Below are 25,172 nucleotides of genomic sequence, written 5' to 3'. Positions count from 1 at the left end.
TGCCTGAATGAAAAACAAAAATTGCATGAAGCCCGCAAGCCCGATATAAGGCCAGCAGAATTTATAACCATTGCGGCATTTGCAGGCAGGACTCAAAGCCGCCAAAGCTTGAACAATAGGGAGAAAACCTATGCCGCGTAAAGTTACCGTAGAAGAAATTCCGGCATCCATTGGTAAAGAAGTCGGCGTTTCGCAATGGCTTCTGGTGACGCAGGAAATGATCAACCAATTTGCCGATGCAACAAATGACCATCAATGGATTCACGTCGATGAAGCCAAAGCCAAGGAAACGCCCTTCGGCGGCACGATAGCCCATGGCTTCCTGACATTATCGCTGCTGTCTACATTGGCATATGAAGCGTTGCCCGAGCTTGAAGGCGCAACGATGGGAATCAATTACGGTTTTGACAAAGTACGGCTGATGAGCCCGGTAAAAAGCGGCACACGTGTTCGCGGTCGATTTGTATTAAGCGACGCTGAAATTCGACCTTCCGGGCGGGTGGTGTTCCACTATGAGGTGACATTGGAAATTGAAGATGTCAAAAAACCGGCATTGGTTGCCAATTGGATCATCATTTCGATGGTGCCGCCGAAAGACGATTAGGGCAGATCTATTCTGTGTAGAGTCGCAAATTTGCTCTAGCTCCTCGTCCATTCGCAATTATTATCCGATAGGAGCAGGATAAAGAATTGATCTTTTGGGCCGATCCACCAGCGGGTAGGGTTCACACTTTTCGGGAATTACGTTGGATATCCGTATAAAAAAAGGCCGGTTGACCGGCCTTTTTATCAGTTATTGTTGCCCCTTTGCGTGGCGCTATCCAATTGCTTATAGGCATCTTTCAATTGCGATTTCATAGCTGGACAGCCTTTTGTGCGGGCTATATCCTGCAAAACGCCATTACGATTGCGCAATGCGTCGATTTCTACACGTTCAGGCGATTTTGGGTCCATAAAAAACCACGCAGGGAAGAAGAATATTCCCGCTGCACCCAAAGCCATGTTTTTCCCTTGTGCGCCGCTCCGTTCGCTGATTGTTGCCTGTATCTGGCGTTCATTCGCCTGAAACTCGCGTGCGACACCGGCGCAATCCATGACGCTGTCATTCGGATTGGTAATAGAGATAGGATGGGCTTCACGCCCGCCGCAGCCGCTTAATAGCATGGATGCTGCGAAAAGGCTGCAAACAGAAGCCATCGACAGACTTTTTTTTGTACGATTATTCATGGTGTCCCCACTCTCGAAATCAATAAACTCAATACGAACTATCTTTTTGTCCGGTCCATCTTATGGGATATCCTATCGCCACACCATTGGACAACGACATTCAAAATAATCAGAACAACGATAACCATAGTCATGATTTCGGTGTTATAGCGCTGATATCCATAGCGGATAGCCATGTCACCCAAGCCGCCGCCACCTAGAAAACCGGCGAGCGATGTTGCGCTGATAATGGCAATAACCATAACTGTAAAGCCTGTAACAAGGCTGGAGAAAGATTCCGGCACAATGACATTGCTGACAATCTGCAAACGACTGGCACCCATTGAGCGAATGGCTTCAACCAAGCCTTTGTCAACGCCGCGAAATGACAATTCAGCCATTCGGGCATAAAACGGTATCGCCGATATGGTCAGCACGAAAATAACCGATTTAATGCCAACTCCGGTTCCCACGACCACGCGCGTAACAGGCAAAAGGTAAAAAGCCAGAATGATAAAAGGAATAGCGCGCACACTATCGACGATTGCACTTAAAGTGCGATTGATAATGGTGCTGGGAAAAAGACTTTCGCGTGCGGTCGTATAGAGAATAAGCCCGATCGGCAAGCCGATCAGCAACGCCAGAAGCGATGAGCTTATGGTCATGATCAGTGTATCGAATATCGCTTGCGGCAGCTCTTTGGAAACAACACTAAACATAGCCTAGAACCTCACAATATCGACCGTTTTTGGTAAGCCAGACCACCGCTTTATCCAAGCGTTTTTTATCACCTGCCGGAAGACCGAGGAAGAACCGTCCGATAGGCTCGCCCTGTATCGTGTCAATGCCGCCATGAAGAATGCGCGGCGTCAAACCGCTTTCCGCTTCAATCAGATGCAAGAACGGTTGACGGGCAACATCTCCGGCAATATTGAGTTCGATCACTGCTTCATCACCGACCGGTTGCAAGCGACGGGCAAACTCCAAGGGTAATTGCGGCGTTACCAATCGCAACATTGCAATGGTGGTGTCATCCTGTGGTGAGGCAAAAATATCGCGCACCGGTCCTTGTTCAACGATACGGCCTTTATTGAGCACCACAACACGATCGGCGATCGTGCGTACGACCTCCATTTCGTGAGTGATCAGTACCACTGTCAGATTGAGACGCTTATTGATATCGGCAAGCAGCTCCAAGATAGATTGGGTTGTTTCCGGATCGAGCGCCGATGTCGCTTCGTCAGAAAGAAGAACTTTGGGATTGGCTGCAAGTGCCCGCGCAATGCCAACACGCTGCTTTTGGCCACCCGATAGCTCGGCCGGAAAATGTTGTTCCTTACCGGAAAGTCCGACCAGCTCTATCAGCTCCATAGCGCGGGCGCGGCGTTTTTCCTTTGGAATTTTGGCAAGCTTGAGCGGCAGTGCGATATTCTCGATCACCCGCTTTGATGAAAGCAGGTTGAAATGCTGAAATATCATGCTGATACGTTGGCGGTATGGTGCCCAATCCGTTTCACCAAAGTGGGAAACATCGTGGCCTTCGAAAAATATCTGTCCTTCGTCTATGCGTTCCAAACCGTTGAGGCAGCGGATCAATGTCGATTTTCCAGCGCCACTTCGCCCGATAATGCCCAATATCTCGCCTTTTTGGACATCCAGCGATAAACGATCAACGGCCGCCGTTTGTGCGAAACGGCGGCTGATGTTTTTTAATGATATAATCGGTTCGGAGGCTAAGCCCATTCTTGCTTTACCAAGACGTTTTTACGGTTGGGCCAAACACTTCTTTAATTTTGGCACGGACAGGTTCGGAATTATACGCCGCTACCAGTTTTTTCACCCAAGGCTCATCCTTGTCCGCAGTGCGCACAACGATAATATTGTTATAAGGATTGTTTTCAGCCTTTTCCCAGGCAATCGCGTCCTTTTCCGGGCTAAGGCCGGTGGTCAGCGCCCAGTTGGTATTGACGATGGCTATATCGAAGTCATCAATAGCCCGTCCGAGCATTCCGGCATCAAGTTCGCGGATTTCGAGATTTTTCGGGTTTTCAACAATGTCGAGCTTTGTTGCCAAAACGTCGGTTGGATCCTTAAGCTTGATCAAACCCATATCATTAAGGAGCCGCAATGCGCGACCGCCATTTGAAGGGTCATTTGGAATGCCGACAACCGCACCATCACGAAGATCTTTCATATCCTTAATCTTATGCGAATAGATGCCGATGGGGAAAAGGATTGTATGGCCGACAATTGATAATTTGTAGCCACGCTGCTCAATCTGCGCATCAAGATAGGGCTGATGTTGAAATGAGTTTGCATCAATGTCGCCGGAGTTTACCGCTTCATTGGGCAATGCATAATCAGAAAAATAGACGAGATCGATGTTAAGGCCTTCTTTTTTGGCTTGCTCGACAGCAACTTTCCAGACGTCGCTTTCTTCGCCTTCCATTGTGCCAAGCTTGATACTGGTTTTATCGGCGGCGTGGGTCGCTGGAGCATAAGCAGCCAAAGCTGCAAATGAAACGAGCAAACCCAGTGCGGTACGTCTTTTGATTTTGTCGAAAAACATAGTGCATGATCCTTGTTTTAACCCATTTTCAGGGCACTTTACCCAAAACACAAGCGAAATGATTGTGCTTTCCGGCCGATCCGGAATATCCCGACAAATGCCTGCTTTGATTTTTCAGCATTTGCAGCGCGACTTAAAGGATAGTTTTATCGGACGTGGTATAAAAACCAAGGAAAATTTTCAATAGGATAATCATTTTTCCCATAAGCTATTTTTCATAAATAGCCGGATCATTGGAAAAATGTTTCAACACTCTTCAGCGGTGGCTGTTGCCGCGGTGGAAAAGCTGCGGCAGATACCAAATGGCAAGAGCAACGAAAATAATCATCAATAAAGCAACGCACATCTGAATGAAGTCAAAATTCGTTGCGTCTTGCGGGACAAAAATCGAGGCAATAAAACCAGCGCAATCCAAAATCGCCTGAGCAGCAGCACGTAACATTTTTTGCCTCCTTTTATCGCCGCATTGTTCTTCCAGTTTTGTACCGGAATCTGTCAGCTTGTCTTATATATTATCATGATTGTTGCAAAGATCAAAAAAATCGCGCTCTTCGGAACCATCTAAAATCTCAAGATTTTACCATACGGTCTTCGGCAACGGATGTGCCCGTGAAAACAGTTTAGCTTGTTTAAGGGGCGGAAAAGTTGGCTGAGTGCAGGTGTGAAAAATCTGCACGACCTGTCTGGTGTCTGATGATGCCTTTAAAGACAGGCCGGGACTGGCAAGATGGCAACATCATGTAAAAAGGTAGACCGAAAACCCAGAAAAACTGGGAAGTCTACGTAAAAAAATCCAAGCATTCCCAAGGTGAATGACAGGAAAATACAATTATAAAAGGAAGGAAACACTCAAATGAAATCGCTACTCTTATCGTCTACCGTCGCTTTGACAACCCTTATCGGCGCTACCGGTGCAATGGCTGCGTCCGGCATGGCAACACAAAACGTCAACCTGCGTTCGGGGCCATCTACAGCCTATGGCGTAGCTGCGACAATTCCGCGCGGAAACGCTGTTAAGATCAATGGCTGCCTCGCGAATCGCGCATGGTGCTCTGTCAGCTATAATGGTGTCAGCGGCTGGTCAGCCGCCAATCTTATCCATGCAAAAAATGCGCATCATGTGCCTGTGATTTCTGCAGAAACAACACAGGCCGTGCGCTATAATTCCTATAAGCCAATGCATGATCCTGCTACAGCCATCGTCAGACAGGACAAAACAATCGGCTTTGATGAGGCATTCCCCATCGTTGGCAGTGTTGTAACGTTGCCAGTCAAGGTTATCAGCTATCCATTCACAGCCGGAAATCGCAGTGATCGAACGGTTGTTGAGGAACAGAACGTGCGTGTCGCACTACCAAACAGGGCGGTCGACCACGTAAACGCTTACAATCCTATCATGAATGATGACGTGAATGACCGCAATTTTGAACGTGTAGAAACACGCTATCAGGTCATTGATCGGTAATTTCTCAGGCAGAACGATAATCAGATCGCTGCAATGCGTTTGCTATTGCAGCGATCTTTTTTGTTTTATTGGGCAGCTTTAGGGGTGATTAAACCCTTGGCAATCAACAGTTCAGCAATCTGAATTGTGTTCAAAGCTGCACCCTTGCGCAAATTGTCGGATACGATCCAGAAAGACAAACCATTTTCAACGGTAATATCTTCACGGATACGGCTGATGAAAGTATCGTCTTCACCGGCGCATTCATAAGGTGTGATGTAGCCGCCATCTTCGCGCTTATCAACCACTTGGCAACCCGGTGCCTCACGCAGAATATCACGTGCTTCTTCAGCAGAGATGGGTTTCTCAAACTCGACATTGACGGCTTCACCATGGCCGATGAAGACCGGAACGCGAACAGCTGTAGCCGAAAGCTTGATTTTTGGATCAAGCATCTTTTTGGTCTCGGCCATCATCTTCCATTCTTCCTTGGTATATCCGTCTTCCATGAAGACGTCGATATGGGGAATAACGTTGAAGGCAATGCGCTTGGTGAATTTTTTCGCGGTTACCGGATCGGCAACAAAAACGGCGCGTGACTGTTCGAATAGCTCGTCCATGCCTTCTTTTCCAGCACCCGAGACCGATTGATAGGTCGAGACAACAACACGCTTGATTGTAGCGGCATCATGCAACGGCTTCAACGCCACCAACAATTGTGCAGTGGAGCAGTTCGGGTTGGCTATAATATTGCGCTTTCTAAAGCCGTCGACGGCATCAGGATTGACTTCCGGAATAACCAGCGGCACATCGGCGTCGTAGCGCCAAGCGGAAGAGTTATCAATAACAACACAGCCGGCTGCACCGATTTTTGGTGCCCATTCCTTGGCAATGTTGCCACCTGCAGACATCAGACAAATATCTGTATCGGAAAAGTCGTATGTATCGAGAACCTTAACCTTCAACGTTTTATCGCCATAGGAAACTTCCGTGCCCAATGAGCGGCGTGATGCCAATGGCACAACCTCATCTGCGGGAAATCCACGTTCTTCCAGAATATTGAGCATTTCGCGACCGACATTTCCGGTGGCGCCGACAACTGCAACCTTAAAACCCATTTATTTAAACTCCTGTCCCTCTCCGTCTGTTGAAGAAGCCCGGCGGCCGGTCGGGCTTTCCTTCCCCGGGCCGGACCCGGGAGAGGGCAGGTTGGCCAAGGGACGTCAGATAATCTTAATCGTCGTTTTTTTGAGGCCAATAATGGTCAAGAAAGTGCATGCAAAAACGCTGCCATGAGATAGGCAGTATCTTTGTTCAGCCGAGATCGCGTGATTGCGCATCCAAAAACTCCTTGAGTACCGCTTTTTTATCGTATTTTAAACGTCTGTCAAGAAACACAATGCATGTCTATTGGCTGAAGCCCGTTAATTCTGCTCGAATGACTTTTTGGCTGTGATAGAAATATGAGGCATCGGGCATCTTTTTTCGTATCCCTCTTGCATCTTCCGATTAGCAAATGAAGGAATAAGGCCATCACAGTGCAGCGTCGCTAGAGCATTTTCCTAAAAGTGTGAAGCGCATCCGTGGGAAAACGATTCACAGGATCGTTTTCTTAATCCCACTCCTATTGGACAAAAATGCGGAAAAACCAAAAACTTAGAGCACGTATTTGGTGCATCAAATACCGAACGTGCTCTAAAGGTCATGGCTGGATCGTCGTCATATTACATATATGTCAGAAACTAACGGCTTGCTATGGATGCCGAGCGTTTGTCAAAAAGATGATTGCCGTGAAAGAACAAAAAAGCGGCAGGTTTCCCTGCCGCTGATTTCAAATTGCTATTGCATTGACGATATATAATGGCGTCAAGCCGCCATTGTTTTGAATTTCTCCAAAATCGCATCACCCATTTCACTTGTCGATACTTTTTTGGTGCCCTCGGCATAAATGTCGGCGGTTCTGACACCATCTTCCAGAACAGCTGAAATGGCGCGTTCCAACCGCTCTGCTTCTGCGCCCATCAAAAATGAATAACGCAGACACATGGCAAGCGAAGCAATCATCGCAATCGGATTGGCAATGCCTTTGCCGGCTATGTCAGGCGCTGAACCATGAACCGGTTCATACATTGCCTTGCGGCTGCCGGTTTTTGGATCCTCCGCACCAAGGGATGCTGATGGCAACATACCAAGTGAACCGGTGAGCATGGCAGCAATGTCTGAAAGGAGATCGCCGAATAGATTGTCGGTGACAATCACGTCAAACTGTTTTGGCGCCCGCACAATCTGCATACCGCCGGAATCGGCCAACATATGTTCCAAATGAACGTCGGAATAATTATCCTTATGGACTTTACTGACCACTTCATTCCACAAAACGCCAGATTTCATGACGTTGCGTTTTTCCATTGATGTTACTTTATTCTTTCTTGTGCGTGCAAGCTCGAATGCAACAGCGGCAATGCGTTCAATTTCATAGGTGTCATAAACCTGCGTATCGATGGCACGTTTTTGACCTTCACCCAGATCGATGATTTCCTTTGGTTCGCCGAAATAGACACCGCCCGTCAATTCACGCACAATCAGGATGTCCAAACCTTCAACCAGCTCGCGTTTGAGCGATGAGGCAGACGCCAAGGCCGGATAGCAGATGGCGGGACGCAAATTGGCAAAAAGCTGTAAATCCTTGCGCAGACGCAAAAGGCCGGCTTCAGGCCGCACATCATATGGCACACCATCCCATTTCGGGCCGCCCACGGCACCAAACAAAACAGCATCGGCTGCGAGCGCCCGGGCCATATCCTCATCGGATATGGCTTTGCCATGTGCGTCATAGGCCGCTCCGCCGACTAGGCCTTCCTCACATACAAAATCGAGGCCAAGCTCGTCGTTCATATAGCTTATAATCTTGCGCACTTCGGCCATGGATTCAACGCCGATCCCGTCGCCGGGAAGAAGAAAGAGTTTTCTGGATGCCATAATTGTTCCGCCCTAAAAAATTCTGCGACGGCCGAAAAACCGGTGGCTTTCAAAACCGGTCGCATCAAATAGAAGAAATGCGCCGCAAATCATCATTGATGTCATGGCTGCGCGCTTATCGGCCTGTTATAGCATGGTATTTGTAAAGCGAAACTATGGCTGAAAATTAAATTTCATTTTCCTCAAGCGGCCGCGCTTCCGATGCCAGCATAATTGGAATGCCATCGCGGATAGGATAGGCAAGACGTGCTTTCTTGGATATCAGCTCTTGCCGCTCCCGATCGAAATGCAGCAAGCCGCCTGTTACCGGACAAACCAGTAACTCAAGCATTTTAGGATCAGTGGCATGCTTTGTCATTTGACTACCTGTCAATCGAGACCTGTTCATCCAGGCCGGTCTTGTGAAAATAGGCCCGGCCTGTCAGTTTAATACTGTGTCGTCACCGGTCTGCATCATCAAAGACCGTTCGGTCAATGCTATCAATGTTTCAGCCCGGGTTGCAATGTCGGGTGCTTCCAATAAAGCCTGTTTTTCAGCAGGGCCAAACGGCGCCACAATGGAAAGCGCGTTGACAAGCGTTTGCGTTGGAGCCTGCATGATGCTGTCCCAATCGGCCTCCATCTCATTTGCGTCCAGAAATTCCTCAAACGTATTGAGCAGATCTTCACGGTCGACAAGATCAAAATCTTCCGCTTCGACAAGGTCACTCGGATCGGGTTTAATTGTCGCTATACGATAGGGGGTCTGTGTTGCGAGTTCGCCGGTAAGCGAAAAGCGACAAATGCCCTGAAGGCCGATCATGATACGCCCGTCACCGGTTTCGCTATAGCTTGAAATACGACCAAGGCAGCCGATTTTGTACAGCTCCGGTTTTGGTTCATCGCCGGATAATGGCTGGATAATCCCGATTAAGCGGTTTCCCCCCATCGCATCCTCTATCATTTCAAGATAGCGCGGTTCAAAGACGTTTAACGGCAGGTAGCCGCCCGGTAACAAAAGAACACCTTCAAGCGGAAATAAAGCAACCTGATCGGGCAGGTCTTGAGAGCCTGTATAGTGGGCATTTCCAGCTTTCATAAAAATCCTGTCTTATAGTTCTGTAGCTTCGTTGCACTGCCGATGCGATATGGTACACATCGTCTCACTTTATCCTATATGTCGCAGATTTCTCAGGCGAAAAGCAGCGATGATAATTTGCGGCGGGCAGAAAGTGTTGCGGGGTCCATCGCGCCCCAGGCTTCAAAAAACTGCAACAACTGCTTTCTTGCTCCGTCATCATTCCATGCGCGATCCGCTTTCATGATGGTGAACAATTCATCCGCGGCTTCGTCGCGTTTGTCTTGTGCATTATATATCAGCGCGAGATCGAAACGTGCCTGATAATCTTTTGGATTTTCAGCAATACGTTTTGTAAGAGCCATTGGGTCGCCAAGTGCGGCGGTTTGCTCCTGTAAGGCAATTTTTGCCTCTACCGCACGCAAAAGCGGGTCGCCTTGCTTGCCTTCCGGCGCGGTTGCCAAAATGGCTTTTGCCTGATCCATTTCACCGGTCAAAAGCATAATGTCCGCGAGTCCTGCAATGGCAGCAACCGTTTCAGGCGCCTGTTGCAAAATCTGGGCATAAAGATTGGCGGCCTGCGTCAGGTCGCCACTTTGCACCAACGTGCTGGCCGCTTCCACGGCTTCGGCAATGGCCGCTTCTTTTTCACCACCGGTCAGTTTTGCAATGAACTTTTTGACTTCGCTTTCCGGTTGCGCACCCATAAACCCGTCGACCGGGCGTCCGTCGACAAATGCTATCACTGCCGGTATAGACTGTATGCCCAACTGGCCCGGAATAGCGGGATGGTCATCAATATTCATCTTTACCAGTTTGACGGCGCCTTTTGCATCCTTCACCGCCTTTTCAATGATTGGCCCCAATTGCTTGCAGGGGCCACACCATGGGGCCCAGAAATCAACCAGCACCGGTTGTTTTTTTGACTCAGCCAATACATCGTTGGGAAAACCTGCCGTGGTTGTGTCTTTGACAACAGTGCCGCCAGCTGCTGAAGCGCCATTGCTAAAATCGACATTGGCATTCATCTGGCCTGTTGGTGCTGCAAAAGGGTTGTCGCTCATTTGGAAGTCCTGTCAAAGCGTGGAATTAATGCGTTTATTCTGTATCAAAATCGTATCGCCCGATGGCGATTTCAACCCTGCGTCTGTGAAACATGCAGTATATGCGGTTCATGTCCGGTCGCGGTAATGAATTTTAAAAGATCATCGCGCGCAATAGAAGTTGTAGCTTCATTGGTCATCGGATGGCAATTGATCAAATCATTTTGCATGAGGCTTTCATCCAGAATGATGGTCACCTGCTTTTGTGTGTCGTTCAGCAAACCGAAAACGCTCACAGCACCGGGATAAAGCCCCAAATATTCGTCGAGCTTTTCAGCCGAACCAAAAGACAGGCGGCCCGACGCACCAATTAAAGTATGAAGCTGCTTCAGGTCGACAACGGCATGGGCATCTACGGTGACGAGGAAATAGCGACTTTTCTTATCTTTTAAAAACAGGTTTTTGGTGTGGCCGCCGGGTATATCCTGCTTGATATCTTCGCCTTCATCCACCCGGAATACCGCATCATGGCTGTGGGTTTTAACCTTTATGCCCAAATCTGCCAAATAGTCCATCAATTGCTGTTGTCCCGCTGCCATGAGCCCTCACAAAACCTTGCATTGTTTCACTGTTTGAAACATTCTATCCATCCTTCATAAGGAGAATGAACGATGACTGCAACATTGTGTGTCGCACTTGGTGGTGCCATAGGGAGCATTGCCCGCTTCTGGCTGGGGATCGCCATGGCGGCCCTTAGCAAAAATTTGCCTTGGGGCACCATAACCATCAATATTGTCGGTTCTTTCATCATTGCATTGTTTGGCGCGATGACGGTTGTCGGGGCAAAATATCCGCTGTCTGAAAATATCCGCTTGTTTGTTATGATCGGTATTTGTGGTGGTTTCACCACCTTTTCATCGTTTAGTTTGCAAAGTTTCGAGCTTTTGCGCAATGGCGCCGTGGGGCGGGCATTTATCAATATCGCTCTCTCGGTGGTCTTGTGTCTTGCCGCCACCGCATTGGGATTTTATTGCGCACAAAAGCTAAATGGCGGTGGCCGCGAGATTGCCCAGCTGCAGGTGGAAGAAGAGGCGTGATTTGTCTGTGAGCGACATGAAAATAGCGGATGACTTCGTTTTTGAGATACGATAGAAGCGTATTATGTCAGGAAGGATGGCGACATCTCTTTCATCTTTTTGCGGGAGAGTGTGGAAAACTTAACCGTGTGATCCACCGCCGAAGGGGAAACAGCCCGTAATCTCTCAGGCATCAGGAACCGTAAAAAGACCAAGACAGCTCTGGAAAGTCGGGGTTATCCCCGCGCCGAAGGTGTAAGTGGGAGGGGTTACGCCTTTCCGCGAGTCTCTCAGGCTTGAGACAGAGGGGTGTAAGATAGGCGCATTGTGCGCCTGTTGGCACAACCTCGGAGTTATTATGGGCGACCATTCTCAAGATTTGAAAATTTTACCGCTTCATCAATTGCATGAAAAAGCCGGTGCCAAATTTGGCGGCTTTGCCGGTTGGAATATGCCTTTGACCTATCCATTGGGTGTCATGAAGGAGCATCTCCACACCCGCGCCCATGCAGGGCTTTTTGACATTTCGCACATGAAGCTGATTGTGGTGGAAGGACCGCAAGCGGCAGACTTTCTGGCAGCGGCTTTGCCAATTGATGCGAGTGCGTTAAAGCAGGGGCAGTCACGCTATAACTATCTGCTCAATGACGAGGCGGGCATTCTTGATGATTTGATTGTCACCCGTTTGGGCGATAGCCGTTTTATGGTTGTTGCCAATGCCGGTAATGCCGATGCCGATATTGCCGAATTGACGAAGCGTGCCAACGGTTTCGATTGCAAGGTTGAACCGCTTGATCGCGTATTTTTGGCATTGCAAGGGCCGGAAGCCGCAAAGGTGATAGCCGATGCCGGTTTGGCCGGTAATGAGCTTGTCTTCATGCATGGTTTCGAGCCCAAGGAAAACTGGTTTATGACCCGCTCGGGCTATACCGGTGAAGATGGTTTTGAAATTGGCCTGCCGGAAGCGCAAGCCGTGGCATTGGCAGAAAAATTATTGGCAGATCCGCGTGTGGAATGGATCGGTCTTGCCGCGCGTGACAGCTTACGGCTTGAAGCAGGCCTTTGTCTGCATGGCAATGACATTACCGTTGATACCAATCCTGTGGAAGCCGGTATTACATGGGCGGTTACCAAAGCCGTGCGTGAAAAGGCCGGTTTCGTCGGCGCGCAAGCGTTTCTGGATGCCTTGGCCAAAGGGCCAAGCCGCCGCCGTGTCGGTTTGAAGCCGGAAACCCGCCAGCCGGTGCGTGGCGGTGCTGAAATTTTTGATGGTGATGGCAAGTCGGTCGGGACTGTTACGTCCGGTGGCTTTGGCCCTTCATTTGATGGGCCGGTAGCTATGGGATATGTCGCGGCAGATCTTGCGACTGTCGGCACCAAACTCTTTACCGAAGTGCGTGGCAGACAAATAGAACTCTCCGTGCATTCGCTCCCCTTCGTCGAACAACGTTATTTCAAAGGATAATTCACATGGCAAAATTATATTTCACCGAAGACCACGAATGGATCAGCGTCGAGGGTGGCGTTGCAACCGTTGGCATTACCAATCACGCGCAAGAACAATTGGGCGATCTGGTATTTGTTGAATTGCCGGAAGTCGGCAGCACCATGTCCAAGGGCGACGCTGTGGCTGTGGTAGAATCGGTTAAAGCTGCATCAGACGTTTATGCGCCGGTGAATGGCGATGTGACAGAGGTCAACGAAGCTCTGTCGTCAGACCCTGCTATGGTTAACCAGAAGGCTGAAAATGAAGGCTGGTTGTGGAAAATGAAGCTTGCTGATGAAAGCCAGCTTGAAGGTTTGATGGACGCTGACGGTTACAAAGCCCTGATTGGATAATTTTGATGCAGGAACTTCCCTTTTCTTCACGTCACATTGGTCCTCGCCCTGAAGAGGCAACGCAGATGCTGGAAACCCTTAAGGTTTCCAGTCTTGAAGCGCTGGTCTCTAAGGCAGTGCCACAATCTATCCGTCTTAACCGTCCGCTGGATTTGCCAAAGGCTGCCAGCGAGCAACAGGCTTTGGATGAATTGCGCGGTTTGATGGACCGCAACCGTTTGCGTAAAAGCTTTATCGGACAGGGCTATCACGGTACCTTTGTTCCACCGGTCATCTTGCGCAATATGTTTGAAAATCCGGCGTGGTACACAGCCTATACACCGTATCAGGCTGAAATCAGCCAAGGGCGTCTGGAATTGCTTTTCAACTTCCAGACATTGGTGGCCGAATTGACAGGCCTGCCCATTGCTGCCGCTTCACTGCTTGATGAGGCAACCGCTTTGGCAGAAGCCAATGCTGTTGCTGTGCGTTTTTCCCGTGATAAGAAAACCGAAATTTCTGTCATCGGTGACCTTCATCCGCAGACATTGGATGTGGCAAAAACCCGTGCGGAAACGCAAGGCTACCAGATTGTCGAGAATGGGGAAATTTCCACCGCAACCGCTGCCATTGTTCTGGCTTGGCCGGATACAAAGGGACGGTTCCTCGATCATAGCGATGCGATCAAGCAGGCAAAGGCTAGTGGCGCATTGGTGATTGTTGTCGCTGATCCGCTGGCTTTGACAATGATGGAAGCACCGGCAAAATGGGGTGCCGATATCGTCGTCGGCTCGATGCAGCGTTATGGCGTGCCGATGGGCTTTGGCGGCCCGCATGCCGGTTATCTGGCTGTGAGTGAACCGCTCACCCGTTTGATCCCCGGTCGTATTGTTGGCCAGTCGATTGATACCAAGGGGCGCGCCGGTTTCCGCCTTGCCTTGCAAACACGTGAACAGCATATCCGTCGCGATAAAGCGACATCCAATATCTGTACAGCACAGGCCCTGCTTGCCAATATGGCAACAGCTTACGCCATCTGGCATGGGCCGAAGGGTTTGCAGGCGATTGCCAGCCGCATTCATGATCTGGCGGCACGTTTTGCCGAAGGGTTGAAAGCTGCAGGCTACACACTTGCAAGCGAAAGCTTTTTTGATTGTGTCACGGTTGATGCCAAAGGCAAGGCACAGGACATTGTATCCAATGCTGAAGCAGGCGGCCGCCTTATCCGTGTTTTGGACGGCGACATGGTTTCCATCAATTTTGATGAATTGTCGACCGAAGATGATGCATCCGCACTGGCTGAACTGTTTGGTGCGAAGCTTAGCGAAAAAGCCGCTTCAAAAATGTTTGGCAAGGCGCGCGATGCTTCTTTCCTCAGCCAGCCATTTTTCCATGCCGTGCACTCCGAAACAGAGATGATGCGCTTTTTGCGTCGTCTGGCCGACAAGGATCTGGCACTTGATCGTGCGATGATCCCGCTTGGGTCTTGCACCATGAAGCTTAATGCCGCTGCCGAAATGATTCCGGTCAGCTGGGCCTCGGTTGCAAGCCTGCACCCCTTTGCACCAGAAAGCGACAGCGCTGGTTATCAGGCAATGATTGGCCAGTTGCATGACTGGCTGTGCGAAATTACCGGTTTTGCAGCGGTTTCCTTCCAGCCGAATTCCGGTGCGCAGGGTGAATATGCCGGTCTTCTGGCTATTCGTCGCTATCATGAATCGCGCGGCGACCATAACCGTAACATCTGCCTCATTCCGGCATCGGCCCATGGCACCAACCCTGCCTCTGCCCATATGGCCGGCATGGATGTTGTTGTGGTAAAATGTTTGAGTGATGGCGATGTGGATGTTGATGATCTGAAAGCCAAAGCCGAGCAGCATAAAGACCATTTGGCTGCTTTGATGATTACCTACCCTTCCACTCATGGGGTCTATGAGGAAAGCATCAAGGATATCTGCAAGATTATCCACGATAATGGCGGTCAGGTCTATTTTGACGGTGCCAACCTCAATGCGCTGGTAGCGTTGGCACGTCCGGCTGATGTGGGGGCAGATGTCTGCCACATGAACCTGCATAAAACCTTTGCCATTCCACATGGCGGTGGTGGCCCGGGTGTTGGGCCGATCGGTGTGGCACAGCATTTGAAAGCCTTTTTGCCGGGGCATGAAGAATGTGCAACCAGTCATGCCGTGTCGGCAGCGCCTTTTGGCAGTGCGTCAATCCTTGTCATCACCTGGATGTATATCCGTATGATGGGGCCGGATGGTTTGAAACTGGCAACAGAAACTGCCATTTTGAATGCCAACTACATTGCGGAACGTTTGTCGGCTGCTTACCCGATTCTTTACAAGGGCAAGCAGGGCTGCGTGGCGCATGAATGTATTGTGGACACACGCGTGTTGAAGGACGAATATGGCATTACGGTTGATGATGTGGCCAAGCGCTTGATCGACTATGGCTTCCATGCGCCAACCATGTCATTTCCAGTGCCCGGCACATTGATGATTGAGCCAACGGAATCCGAACCGAAGTCTGAAATCGATCGTTTGTGTGAAGCACTGCTTTCGATTGCGGAAGAGGCGAAAAAAGTGGGTGCCGGTGTTTGGCCGAAGGATGATAATCCGTTGGCCAATGCACCCCATACGCTGGGTGACACGATTGACGACAATTGGGCCCATGCCTATTCCAGACAGGTCGCGGCATTCCCGAACCCCAATAGCGATCCGGCGGATAAATACTGGCCGCCTGTCTCGCGCATTGACAATGTGGCGGGCGACAGAAATCTTATCTGTTCCTGTCCGCCACTCTCCAACTACCGCTAAAAATGAAAGCCCGCTTAATTGCGGGCTTTTTCTTTTATTTTAACCCTTCATCGTTTAAAGCTAAACTATGATGGATGAAAAGCTAGAGCATTTGCCACAATCCAAACAGCGCATGGTCAAGCTGATGCTGGACACGATCTTGCATACATTTCAACAGCAGTTTGAACCAAGCCCGTACCGCAGCACTAAAGACGCGAAAATTGTTAGAGTTATTCTTTATGGCTCCCATGCCCGCGGCGGCTATGTCAATGATAATACATCGGGCTATCATTCTGATTATGATTTTTGCATACTGCTCAACAATACACGCTTTAAAAATCCTAAATACTGGCATGGTGTGGAAGAGGCCCTCATAAATATACCGTCACTGAGTGCATCCGACCATTCCAGTCCCGGTTTGGTGATACACGGCTATAAGGAGATGAACGCCAAGCTCAGAGATGGCTGGCCGTTCTATGTGGATATAGTCAATGACGGTATTACATTATACGAATTGGAAGGCTATCCGTTCAGCCCCATTGGCCCCCTGAAACCCAAACGCCGTAAGGTGATGGCGGAAAGATGGTTTCATGAATATATTGAAGAAGCCGATAAGTTCTTGAAGATGGCAAGTCTTGCAAGAGAACAAGGGGATAAATTTCAAAATCTTGCTGCTTTTCATCTCCATCAAGCAACAGAAACGCTTTATCATTGTGTGCTTTTAACGTTGAAGCTTTATGCACCTAAACTTCACGATCTTAAAAAATTGCACCAAAAGGCAGTAAACTTGGTGCCGGAACTGAAAGACCTTTGGCCTATTCATGACCGTCGTGCAGAACGCGCTTTTGAGCGGTTGTATGACGCTTATGTCAAAGGGCGTTATTCACGCCATTATGAAATCACCAATGAAGAGCTTGATTGGCTGGAAAGCCGCATCAAACTGTTGCGCGAAAAGGTGGTTGCGGCTTGCGAAAAGGCGCTTGCAGCCAAGTAGCGTTTCCCGACAAAACCGCTTCATAAGAGCGCTTTTCGACCTGATGCTATCCGGCGCCGGCGCGTCTCAAGCTTTTGATTTGTCGCGGTATCTTATCCGATTGATGATGCACATCAATCGGGAACCGCTCTAATGATAACGGCTGATATCCAAACCTGATGGGTCGATTTCCGGTTTCTTGCCGCTGATGATGTCGGCAATGAAATGACCGCTGCCTGTCGACATGGTCCAGCCAAGTGTGCCGTGACCGGCATTGATAAACAGGTTGGGATATTTCGTGCCACCTAGAATGGGCACACTGTCCGGTGTCACAGGCCGCAAACCCGACCATAGCTCCGGCTGGTATTGCGGGTCATAAGACCCGGGAAACATCATGCCTAAAGCTTCCTGCAAAGTTTTCATCCGCGGTTCTGTAAGCCTGATCGTGTAACCGGAAACCTCCGCCATGCCGCCGACACGGATACGGTCGCCAAGGCGCGTGACAGCCACCTTGTAAATATCGTCAATCACAGTAGAAACCGGCGCTTTGCTTTCATCGGTAATGGGCACCGTAATGGAATAGCCTTTGACCGGATAGATTGGTGCACGCAAACCCACATCATGCAACAGGAACGGAGTAAATGATCCCATGCAGACAAGATAGGCATCGGCGTTTTCCAAACCGGTTGATGTTTCCACCCCGCTTATTTGTCCGCCCTCAAGGTGCAGTTTTTTAATGTCGGTATTATATTGAAATTTGACCCCGTTTGCCTGCGCCATTTCGGCAAGTTTGGTGGTAAAAATCTGACAGTCGCCGGTTTCGTCTTCTGGGGTTTGTAAGCCGCCCACGATCTGGTCTTTGAGCGGCGCAAGGCCCGGCTCTACCGCAACACAGCCGGCTGCATCCAACATGTTGAAGGCAATGCCGTCGGCTTTCAGCACTTCCATATCCTTGTGCGCTGCATCAAGTTGATGCTGATCGCGGAAAAGCTGGATGGTGCCCTGCATGCGTTCGTCATAATGGATGCCGGTCTCGGCCCGTAGTGCCTTGAGGCATTCCGCACTATAATCCGACACGCGCACCATAAGCGCCTTGTTTTTCTTGTAACGCTCTGTGTTGCAATTGGCGAGCATGGAAAGCAACCATGCAATCTGGCTGAGACTTGCCTTGGGATGGATAATCAGTGGCGAATTTGGCCGTGTCATCCATTTCATGGCTTTCAAAGGCAGGCCCGGTGCGGCCCACGGTGTGGTGTAACCGAAGGATACCTGACCCGCATTGGCAAAACTCGTTTCCAAAGCCGGCCCGGGCTGACGATCTATCACGGTCACATCATGACCGGCTTTATTCAGATACCAGGCCGAGGTAACACCAACAACGCCGCTTCCCAGAACCAGAACTTTCATATTTCAACCCTCCGCCCGTTTTGCAAATAAATGCGCTCGTAGCGTTTGCCGAGCGATGTCAGAATTTCATAAGGAATTGTGCCGGCGTCTCGCGCCACATCTTCCAGCGATTGGTTGTTGCCGATGAGTTCTACAACATCACCCGGCTTTAATGCGTCGTCGCCGAGATCGGTTGCATCCAGCGTTATGGAATCCATGGATACGCGGCCGATAATGGGCAAACGTTGATTGTTGAAATAGGCAGAACCCTTATTGCCAAGGGCGCGATGCCAGCCATCCGCGTAGCCGACCGCAATAGTAGTGATGATGCTTGGCCGTGTGGTGGTAAAGCTTCCGCCATAACCGATGGCTGCACCTTTCTGCACATGACGGCTTTGTATCACCCTTGCATCCAGACGTAGCACAGGCTTGATGGTTGTGGGGACATGGCCATGCGGATCGACGCCATAAAGTGCAATGCCGGGGCGTACCAGATTGAACGCAAAGTCGGCTTGTAAAAATATGCCGCCCGAATTGGCAAAAGCCACCGGACAGTCTGGCAGTTTCGAAAGCGCTGCCTTCATTGCGGCAAACTGCGTTTGGTTGGATGGGTTTTGCGCTTCATCACCACTTGCCAGATGGCTGATAATGTAGCGTATATCGGCGGCCTCAAAAATCGCCGGATCTGTAATCAAGTGGTTAAGCTCATCATGATCCAGCCCTAAACGGCTCATGCCGGTATCAATCTGGATCATGGCTGGCAATTTTTCTGCTTTGTCGTGGCACAGTGTCTGCCATGCGACAATCGACGCCCATGAATTGAGCACCGGCACAACGCCCGCTTCGGCTGTCAATGCCTCCGCTCCCGGCTGTATGCCGTTTAAAATGACGATCGTCACATCTGCCGGCAGTATGGTTTTAAGGTGCAGCGCTTCGACAAGCTGGGCAACAAAGAAAATGCGGCATCCCGCCTGATAAAGTGTCGGGCCCACTTGTGCCGCACCCAAACCGTATGCATCCGCCTTTATCACCGCAGCGCAGGCAGCAGGTTCAACCCGCATGCGCAAAACATTATAATTATGCGCAATCGCATCAAGGTCGATTGTTGCAATAGCCCCATAGGCCAAGGCCGAGATTCGCTGGTTTTGCTGCAAATTACCCATTTTTCAATCCTGTCTGGTGCGTCAGACACACGTGTTCCTACGGCTGTTACCGTTATTATTAAACCGATAATAATTGAACACCATTCGAATGTTGTGTCTATTTTTGATATAATATATAATTTTTAGCGAATTATAGAGTTTAAAAACTATTTTGTGAAATATTATGCAAAACATTGATGCGATAGATAGAAACATCATCCGTTGTTTGCGCCGCAATGGCCGCATGACCAACGCCAAATTGGCGCAAGAGGTTGGGCTTTCACCCTCGGCCTGTTTGCGGCGGGTACAAATATTGGAAGATAGCGGCGTCATTCGCGGCTATACGGCTATACTCGGTGCCGTCGAGGGGGAAGACCGGCTTGTGGCCATCATCCAGATCACATTGGAAAAACAGACGGAAGAGTATCTTAACCGTTTTGAAGCCGCCGTGCGTCGTCACCCCGAAATCAAAGAATGTTATCTCATGACAGGCGATGCCGATTACTGGTTGCGCGCCGAGGCGGAAAACGCATCCGCCTATGAAATCATCCATAAGGAAATTCTATCGCGGCTGCCGGGTGTCTCGCGCATTCATTCGAGTTTTTCAATCCGGTCGGTTTTAACCCAGCGGGCACCTTCGAACGCCTGACCATGCTGGTCTATGTGCAGTTGCCAGTAAAGCTGTCATTGGACACATACGGATTGTCGTCGATTGCATTCGTTTAAGGCGGTTTTTTGTATTTGGCCAGATACGTGCCATCCACTTTGATGAAAAGTGACAAGCAACTATAACGGGCATAATCCCCGCCACCTTTGTAGCTATCGCAGCATATCCGGCTTGATTGTCATGGCGACACATTGTGCGACTTTGTGGTCACGTTGCTCGCTACTGGCATTCAAACCTTTAATAACGCCTTGGCGGTCTTCAAGACTGCGGTTCTGGCTCATTTTGGTCTTGCCTTCCAAACGTTCAATGATGAGCTTGATGCCGATAATCCCTTTCAATTGCGCATCGATAAATGCGGCCGGTGCGTCACCTACGCGCCATGGAACATCCTGACCGCTTTCGTGCAGGTTTGTCAGTGTCTCCACGGCTTGGCGCAGGGCATCCGGCTCATCGAAAATTTCCAAGTGGCCATAAGCATGCACAGCATCGTAATTCCATGTTGGCACAACCTTGTGGTTTTGTTGCTTCGTGGCATACCAATTCGGGCTGATATAGGCATCGAGGCCGGAGAATATGGCAAGTGATTGGCCCGGTCCGGCATTTTTCCAATGCGGATTTGCTTTGGCTAAATGGCCGTAAAGTGTTCCAAGCGTACCTTCACCCTTATCAAGGAACAAAGGCAGATGCGTCGCGACAGGGCCGTTTTCGCCATTGGAAACGAGAATAGCAAAGGGGGCCACCTGCGTGATAAAATCCTGCATGGCGGCATGGTCGTCAATGCGGAATGCAGGTGGCGTATACATCGTCTATCCGTTCATTTTTTGGGGCGGCTCGGCCGATAGTCGTATAATATGTTATGGTTGACATCCGCTATATCGCGTTTGCCGCACAGTGCCATGGTGATATCCATTTCGCGCGCAATAATTTCCAGCGCCTTGGTGACACCGTCCTTGCCCATGGCACCAAGGCCATAGAGAAAAGGCCGCCCGATAAAAGTGCCCTTTGCCCCCAATGCGACGGCTTTCAGCACATCTTGACCGGAGCGGATGCCGCCATCCATGTGGATTTCAATCTTGTCGCCAACCGCATCGACGATTTCCGGTAAAACGGAGATCGAAGATGGTGCTCCATCCAGCTGACGCCCGCCATGATTGGAAACGATAATGGCATCGGCACCACTTTTGACGGCCATTTTGGCGTCTTCAGCATCAAGAATGCCTTTGAGGATAAGCGGCCCGCCCCAGCGCTGCTTGATCCACTCGACGTCGCTCCAGTTAAGCTTGGGGTCGAACTGTTCGGCTGTCCACGAACTGAGCGAAGAAAGATCGGTGACGTTTTTGGCGTGGCCCGCAATATTTCGGAATGTCCGCCGGTTGGTCTGCAACATTTGCATGCACCAAAGCGGGCAGGTCATCATCTGCCAGATATGCTTCAAGGTGAATTTGGGTGGGGCAGACAAACCATTGCGCAGATCTTTGTGGCGTTGCCCGAGAATCTGTAAATCAAGCGTCAGCACCAGTGCACTGCATTTGGCCGCTTTTGCACGGTCAATCAGATTGGCAATAAAATCGCGGTCTTTCATCACATAAAGCTGGAACCAGAATGGCTTTGTTGTGACTGACGCCACATCTTCAATCGAACAGATACTCATGGTCGAAAGGGTAAAGGGCACACCAAATTCTTCTGCAGCCTGCGCGGCCAGCATTTCGCCATTGGCGTGTTGCATGCCGGTAAGACCGGTCGGCGAAAGCGCGACTGGCATAGCCACTTTCTGCCCGATCATCTGGCTTTCCAAAGACCGGTTGGTCATGTCAACGAGAACGCGCTGGCGCAGCTTGATTTTCTGAAAATCCTCTTCGTTTGCGCGATAGGTGCCTTCAGTCCAGGCGCCGGAATCCGCATAGTCGAAAAACATTTTCGGCACACGCCGCTTCGCCATTTTTTTCAGATCGTTGATCTCGAGAATTTCAGCCATTTCAAGCCTCGCTCATTGCTTCAATTGTATAAGGTCTAATCCCGTCGCCTTGCAATAAAAAGCCTTTTATTGGCAATCGACGAAATTGTTACCGCGCGCGTGACATGCGTTTGTCGAGGCCGTCTTTCAATATAAGTCGGTGGACATAGACCATCATGATATGGCCGATGATCAAAAGCAGTAATAACCATCCCAGCTCACCATGAAACTTGTTGCCAGCCGCCATAAGCTCAGGAGCCTGATTGCCGGTGGGCAGAAATATTTGTAAGCCCAATACCGAAAAGCCGCGGCCGGAACCATAAGCCCGCAATAATGCGAAAAAGGGCACCAAAAACATCAGTAAATAGAGGGCAAAATGGCCAAGGCGGGCAGCCAATCCCCAAAAGTTTTGCGCAAATGAAGGGCGTCTGCGCAAATTGATAAGCCCCCAAATACCGCGTAACAGCACCAAAACAAACAGGATCGTTCCGACTGTGTAATGGGTCTGCCAGAAAAAACCGCGCAAGCTGCTGTCGGGGCTCAAGAAGAAATGGCTGATGGCGGTGATGAACTGCCAGATGAAAAGTCCTGCCATCGACCAGTGGAAAATTCTGCTGCCAATGCCAAAACGTGTCGGGCTGTCCCATAAGCCGTTATCGTGGCTGCGGCTTTCGTTTATCATGGCGAGGTCCTTTTTTAAACTTGCGGTTGCATCCTGTCTTGATTTTGCACCAAAAAGGGCAATGTTGCAAACCATTCGGGCGCGGTGACAATTTATCATGGCCCTGCAAGGATTGGGCAGAAATTTGGTTTGACCGCGTTTAAAAACCTCGACGGTGGAAGCACGCCGCACGCGGTGTCTCTGCTATCCAGCCAACATTTTTGTGTTGCTGCAGCGAATGCTTGGATTGTCACCGCTCTTTAAGTTCAATGGCAGCTTTTGCAACCCGCCAGATCCTCCAGAATGGGGCAATCCGGCCGGTCATCGCCATGGCAATTGTGGGCCAGATGGTTCAACGTATCCACCATGGCCTGCAACGCCGCCATTTTTTCCTCCAACATTTTTACGTGGGAAAGCGCCAGCTTTTTGACATCGCTGGAGGCCCGGCTGCGGTCTTTCCATAATTCCAGCAGCAGCCGGATATCCTCGATGGAAAACCCCAATGCTCTGGAACGCCGGACAAATCTTAGATTGGCAATGTCATTGGGCATATAAACCCTGTAACCGCTATCGCTTCTGTGGGCCGGTGCAATCAGGCCGATTTCTTCATAATGGCGGATCATTTTGGCTGTTAATCCGGATTGTTTGGCAGCTTCACCGATATTCATATGCTTGATCCTGTTTTTGCCTTCGCCATCGCGGTCAGATGTGTGGCCTGTCTTGAGGAGAACTTGCTTATATAATCGGTCTTGGTGGTGGATAATGCAAGCGCTGACACAAAGTCGCTTGACCTTTTTTACGGCTTACTGGACTAAAGTATTTCCAGAAAAAGTTGCATGACTTTTTCGTTTGGAAAATACGTAAAAAGAAAAGCTCAGAGTGATCTCGTGCCTCTATCAAAACAGGGTCACTCTTAAACAGCATTGAATGATCCACCAGCAAGGCGAGAAACCACCGGAGCGAAATCATGACAAAAGAATTGCCGCAATCCACATCGGCTGATCTGGTCTATGCACTTGAAGACAGGCCATCGCCACCCGTCGCCTTTCTGGCTGCTTTCCAGCATCTATTGGCCATTATCGTTCCCATCATTACGCCTGGTTTTATCATTTGCAGTGCTGCGGGGCTCAAACCGGAAGATACGGCCATGGTTCTATCCATGTCGTTGGTCATTTCCGGTATTGCAACATTTTTCCAGTGTAAAAAAATCGGGCCGTTTGGTGCGGGTCTCTTGATTGTGCAAGGCACCAGTTTCAACTTTGTCGGGCCGCTTTCTGCGGGTGCTGCGGCCATGGTTGCCAGTGGCATTCCACCGCATGAAGTGATGGCGGCAATCTTTGGCGTGGTGATTGCCGGCTCGTTCATCGAGATGGGCGTATCGCGCATACTGCCGTTTATCCGCCGGATGATTACGCCGTTGGTGACGGGCATCGTTGTGTTGCTCATTGGTTTGACCCTGATCAAAGAAGGTTTGGTCAGTATGGGGGGCGGTTATGCATCCATGGGCCCGGAAGGCCATTTTGCCAGTCTCGAAAATCTTGGTTTGTCCTGCTCGGTCTTCGCGTTGATCATTCTATTCAATCGCGTCAATATTGCGTGGATACGTTCCAGTGCAATCATTCTGGCACTTGCGGTCGGCTATATCATTGCCGGTTTTTTAGGGAGGCTGGATTTTTCAGGCTTTGAGAATTCTGCATTGTTTGCGCTGCCGACACCTATGCATTTCGGTCTTTCGTTTTCGTGGTCGCTGTTTATCCCACTCATTGTTATCTATCTGGTCACATCGTTGGAAGCTGTTGGCGACATCACCGCAACCAGTAAAATATCCGGTCAGCCAGTCACTGGCCCGGTATGGATGAAACGTATCAAAGGCGGCGTTCTGGTGAATGGCGCCAATTCGCTGCTTGCCGGTTTTTTCAATACATTTCCCAGTTCGGTCTTTGCGCAAAACAATGGTATTATCCAGCTGACTGGCGTCGCCAGCCGATACATTGGACTGTGGATTGCAGCCATTCTCATTGTTATGGGATTGTTTCCCAAAATCGCGGCGCTCATTCAGGCGATGCCGGAACCTGTTCTTGGCGGCGCTGCAATGATTATGTTTGGTTCGGTTGCCGCTTCGGGCATCAATATTCTTTCAGCCGTCAAGCTTGATCGTCGCGCATTGTTGATCATCGCAATCGCTCTTGCTGTTGGCGTAGGGGTGCCGCAGGTGCCCGATTTTGTCAGCCATCTCCCCGTCTGGATTGCAGACATTATGAAGTCGGGTTTGGCTGCAGGCGGTATAACAGCCATCGTGCTTAATCTGCTTTTGCCTGAAACACCGGTGGAGCTAGAAAGCACGCAAGAAGGTTGATCATGGCCGTCCTATACGCTCATGGGAATGCCCATGTCGA

26 protein-coding genes and 1 riboswitch are annotated in these 25,172 nt (G+C 49.9%); of the genes, 9 read left to right on the top strand and 17 right to left on the bottom strand.

Going from position 1 to position 25,172, the window contains the following annotated elements:
* The first annotated feature begins 130 nt into the window (after positions 1–130).
* Entirely contained in the window at positions 131–604 is a 474-nt protein-coding gene (locus ACYSNS_RS00255) for a MaoC family dehydratase (protein WP_461721129.1), read from the top strand.
* A 185-nt stretch (positions 605–789) separates the two neighbouring features.
* Here the strand turns inward: ACYSNS_RS00255 and ACYSNS_RS00250 are convergent, their stop codons facing one another.
* The 5 genes from ACYSNS_RS00250 to ACYSNS_RS00230 all read right to left on the bottom strand — a co-directional run bounded on the left by ACYSNS_RS00250 (position 790) and on the right by ACYSNS_RS00230 (position 4,217).
* Entirely contained in the window at positions 790–1,227 is a 438-nt protein-coding gene (locus ACYSNS_RS00250; protein ID WP_461721128.1) for a hypothetical protein, read from the bottom strand.
* Positions 1,228–1,265: 38 nt separating this feature from the next.
* Positions 1,266–1,925: a methionine ABC transporter permease gene (locus tag ACYSNS_RS00245; protein ID WP_461721127.1), complete on the bottom strand. Its 660-nt coding sequence runs from the start codon at positions 1,923–1,925 to the stop codon at positions 1,266–1,268.
* Positions 1,918–2,949 carry a methionine ABC transporter ATP-binding protein gene (locus ACYSNS_RS00240; protein WP_461721126.1) on the bottom strand — a complete coding sequence of 344 codons (1,032 nt, stop codon included), beginning with the start codon at positions 2,947–2,949 and terminating at the stop codon, positions 1,918–1,920. The genes ACYSNS_RS00245 and ACYSNS_RS00240 overlap by 8 nt, the downstream gene beginning before the upstream one ends.
* A gap of 7 nt (positions 2,950–2,956) precedes the next feature.
* Entirely contained in the window at positions 2,957–3,775 is an 819-nt protein-coding gene (locus ACYSNS_RS00235) for a MetQ/NlpA family ABC transporter substrate-binding protein (protein ID WP_461721125.1), read from the bottom strand.
* Positions 3,776–4,031: 256 nt separating this feature from the next.
* Positions 4,032–4,217 (bottom strand): hypothetical protein, encoded by a 186-nt coding sequence (locus tag ACYSNS_RS00230; RefSeq protein WP_461721124.1) that lies wholly within the window; start codon positions 4,215–4,217, stop codon positions 4,032–4,034.
* A gap of 411 nt (positions 4,218–4,628) precedes the next feature.
* Here ACYSNS_RS00230 and ACYSNS_RS00225 point away from each other — a divergent pair, with 411 nt between their 5' ends.
* A complete protein-coding gene (locus ACYSNS_RS00225; protein WP_461721123.1) occupies positions 4,629–5,240 on the top strand; it encodes an SH3 domain-containing protein in 612 nt (203 codons plus the stop codon).
* A gap of 65 nt (positions 5,241–5,305) precedes the next feature.
* Here the strand turns inward: ACYSNS_RS00225 and ACYSNS_RS00220 are convergent, their stop codons facing one another.
* The 6 genes from ACYSNS_RS00220 to ACYSNS_RS00195 all read right to left on the bottom strand — a co-directional run bounded on the left by ACYSNS_RS00220 (position 5,306) and on the right by ACYSNS_RS00195 (position 10,897).
* Positions 5,306–6,337 carry an aspartate-semialdehyde dehydrogenase gene (locus ACYSNS_RS00220; RefSeq protein ID WP_461721122.1) on the bottom strand — a complete coding sequence of 344 codons (1,032 nt, stop codon included), beginning with the start codon at positions 6,335–6,337 and terminating at the stop codon, positions 5,306–5,308.
* Between the two features lie 748 nt (positions 6,338–7,085).
* Positions 7,086–8,198 carry a 3-isopropylmalate dehydrogenase gene (gene leuB, locus ACYSNS_RS00215; protein WP_461721121.1) on the bottom strand — a complete coding sequence of 371 codons (1,113 nt, stop codon included), beginning with the start codon at positions 8,196–8,198 and terminating at the stop codon, positions 7,086–7,088.
* 166 nt (positions 8,199–8,364) lie between these two features.
* Positions 8,365–8,556: a Trm112 family protein gene (locus tag ACYSNS_RS00210; RefSeq protein ID WP_461721120.1), complete on the bottom strand. Its 192-nt coding sequence runs from the start codon at positions 8,554–8,556 to the stop codon at positions 8,365–8,367.
* Between the two features lie 63 nt (positions 8,557–8,619).
* A complete protein-coding gene (locus ACYSNS_RS00205) occupies positions 8,620–9,276 on the bottom strand; it encodes an LON peptidase substrate-binding domain-containing protein (protein ID WP_461721119.1) in 657 nt (218 codons plus the stop codon).
* 92 nt (positions 9,277–9,368) lie between these two features.
* Positions 9,369–10,319: a thioredoxin gene (gene trxA / locus ACYSNS_RS00200; RefSeq protein WP_461721118.1), complete on the bottom strand. Its 951-nt coding sequence runs from the start codon at positions 10,317–10,319 to the stop codon at positions 9,369–9,371.
* Between the two features lie 71 nt (positions 10,320–10,390).
* Positions 10,391–10,897, bottom strand: coding sequence for a prolyl-tRNA synthetase associated domain-containing protein (locus ACYSNS_RS00195; RefSeq protein ID WP_461721117.1), 507 nt, complete (start codon positions 10,895–10,897; stop codon positions 10,391–10,393).
* Between the two features lie 72 nt (positions 10,898–10,969).
* On the opposite strand from ACYSNS_RS00195, the gene crcB reads away from it, so the two are divergent.
* The 5 genes from crcB (at position 10,970) to ACYSNS_RS00170 (ending at position 16,987) form a co-directional block, all read left to right on the top strand.
* Positions 10,970–11,395, top strand: coding sequence for a fluoride efflux transporter CrcB (gene crcB, locus ACYSNS_RS00190; RefSeq protein WP_461721116.1), 426 nt, complete (start codon positions 10,970–10,972; stop codon positions 11,393–11,395).
* Positions 11,396–11,487: 92 nt separating this feature from the next.
* Positions 11,488–11,587: riboswitch (glycine riboswitch) on the top strand.
* 145 nt (positions 11,588–11,732) lie between these two features.
* Positions 11,733–12,839, top strand: coding sequence for a glycine cleavage system aminomethyltransferase GcvT (gcvT, locus tag ACYSNS_RS00185; RefSeq protein ID WP_461721115.1), 1,107 nt, complete (start codon positions 11,733–11,735; stop codon positions 12,837–12,839).
* A 5-nt stretch (positions 12,840–12,844) separates the two neighbouring features.
* The gene (gene gcvH, locus ACYSNS_RS00180) at positions 12,845–13,213 is read left to right on the top strand and encodes a glycine cleavage system protein GcvH (RefSeq protein ID WP_461721114.1); all 369 of its coding nucleotides are present in this window, start codon (positions 12,845–12,847) and stop codon (positions 13,211–13,213) included.
* Positions 13,214–13,218: 5 nt separating this feature from the next.
* Positions 13,219–16,014, top strand: a complete 2,796-nt coding sequence (gcvP, locus tag ACYSNS_RS00175) for an aminomethyl-transferring glycine dehydrogenase (protein WP_461721113.1) — start codon at positions 13,219–13,221, stop codon at positions 16,012–16,014.
* Positions 16,015–16,081: 67 nt separating this feature from the next.
* Positions 16,082–16,987, top strand: coding sequence for a HEPN domain-containing protein (locus ACYSNS_RS00170; protein ID WP_461721112.1), 906 nt, complete (start codon positions 16,082–16,084; stop codon positions 16,985–16,987).
* Between the two features lie 129 nt (positions 16,988–17,116).
* Here the strand turns inward: ACYSNS_RS00170 and ACYSNS_RS00165 are convergent, their stop codons facing one another.
* Positions 17,117–18,373, bottom strand: a complete 1,257-nt coding sequence (locus tag ACYSNS_RS00165) for a D-amino acid dehydrogenase (RefSeq protein ID WP_461721111.1) — start codon at positions 18,371–18,373, stop codon at positions 17,117–17,119.
* Positions 18,370–19,515: an alanine racemase gene (alr, locus tag ACYSNS_RS00160; protein ID WP_461721110.1), complete on the bottom strand. Its 1,146-nt coding sequence runs from the start codon at positions 19,513–19,515 to the stop codon at positions 18,370–18,372. The genes ACYSNS_RS00165 and alr overlap by 4 nt, the downstream gene beginning before the upstream one ends.
* A gap of 163 nt (positions 19,516–19,678) precedes the next feature.
* Between alr and ACYSNS_RS00155 the strand changes: the two genes are divergently transcribed.
* Positions 19,679–20,143: an Lrp/AsnC family transcriptional regulator gene (locus ACYSNS_RS00155; RefSeq protein WP_461721109.1), complete on the top strand. Its 465-nt coding sequence runs from the start codon at positions 19,679–19,681 to the stop codon at positions 20,141–20,143.
* 170 nt (positions 20,144–20,313) lie between these two features.
* Here ACYSNS_RS00155 and ACYSNS_RS00150 read toward each other — a convergent pair whose 3' ends face one another.
* From ACYSNS_RS00150 to cueR, 4 genes are all read right to left on the bottom strand, one after another.
* The gene (locus ACYSNS_RS00150) at positions 20,314–20,964 is read right to left on the bottom strand and encodes an FMN-binding negative transcriptional regulator (protein WP_461721108.1); all 651 of its coding nucleotides are present in this window, start codon (positions 20,962–20,964) and stop codon (positions 20,314–20,316) included.
* Between the two features lie 11 nt (positions 20,965–20,975).
* Positions 20,976–22,136: an alpha-hydroxy acid oxidase gene (locus ACYSNS_RS00145; protein WP_461721107.1), complete on the bottom strand. Its 1,161-nt coding sequence runs from the start codon at positions 22,134–22,136 to the stop codon at positions 20,976–20,978.
* 88 nt (positions 22,137–22,224) lie between these two features.
* On the bottom strand, positions 22,225–22,797 hold the full coding sequence (locus tag ACYSNS_RS00140) for a cytochrome b (protein ID WP_461721106.1): 573 nt from the start codon (positions 22,795–22,797) through the stop codon (positions 22,225–22,227).
* 245 nt (positions 22,798–23,042) lie between these two features.
* Positions 23,043–23,444 (bottom strand): Cu(I)-responsive transcriptional regulator, encoded by a 402-nt coding sequence (gene cueR / locus ACYSNS_RS00135; protein ID WP_461721105.1) that lies wholly within the window; start codon positions 23,442–23,444, stop codon positions 23,043–23,045.
* Positions 23,445–23,743: 299 nt separating this feature from the next.
* On the opposite strand from cueR, the gene ACYSNS_RS00130 reads away from it, so the two are divergent.
* Positions 23,744–25,132, top strand: a complete 1,389-nt coding sequence (locus tag ACYSNS_RS00130) for a uracil-xanthine permease family protein (RefSeq protein WP_461721104.1) — start codon at positions 23,744–23,746, stop codon at positions 25,130–25,132.
* The last annotated feature ends 40 nt before the right edge of the window (positions 25,133–25,172 follow it).

Source organism: Bartonella sp. LJL80, assembly GCF_054871565.1.
The sequence above is the reverse complement of the archived record's forward strand: the minus strand, read 5'-3'. Positions and strand labels throughout refer to the sequence as shown.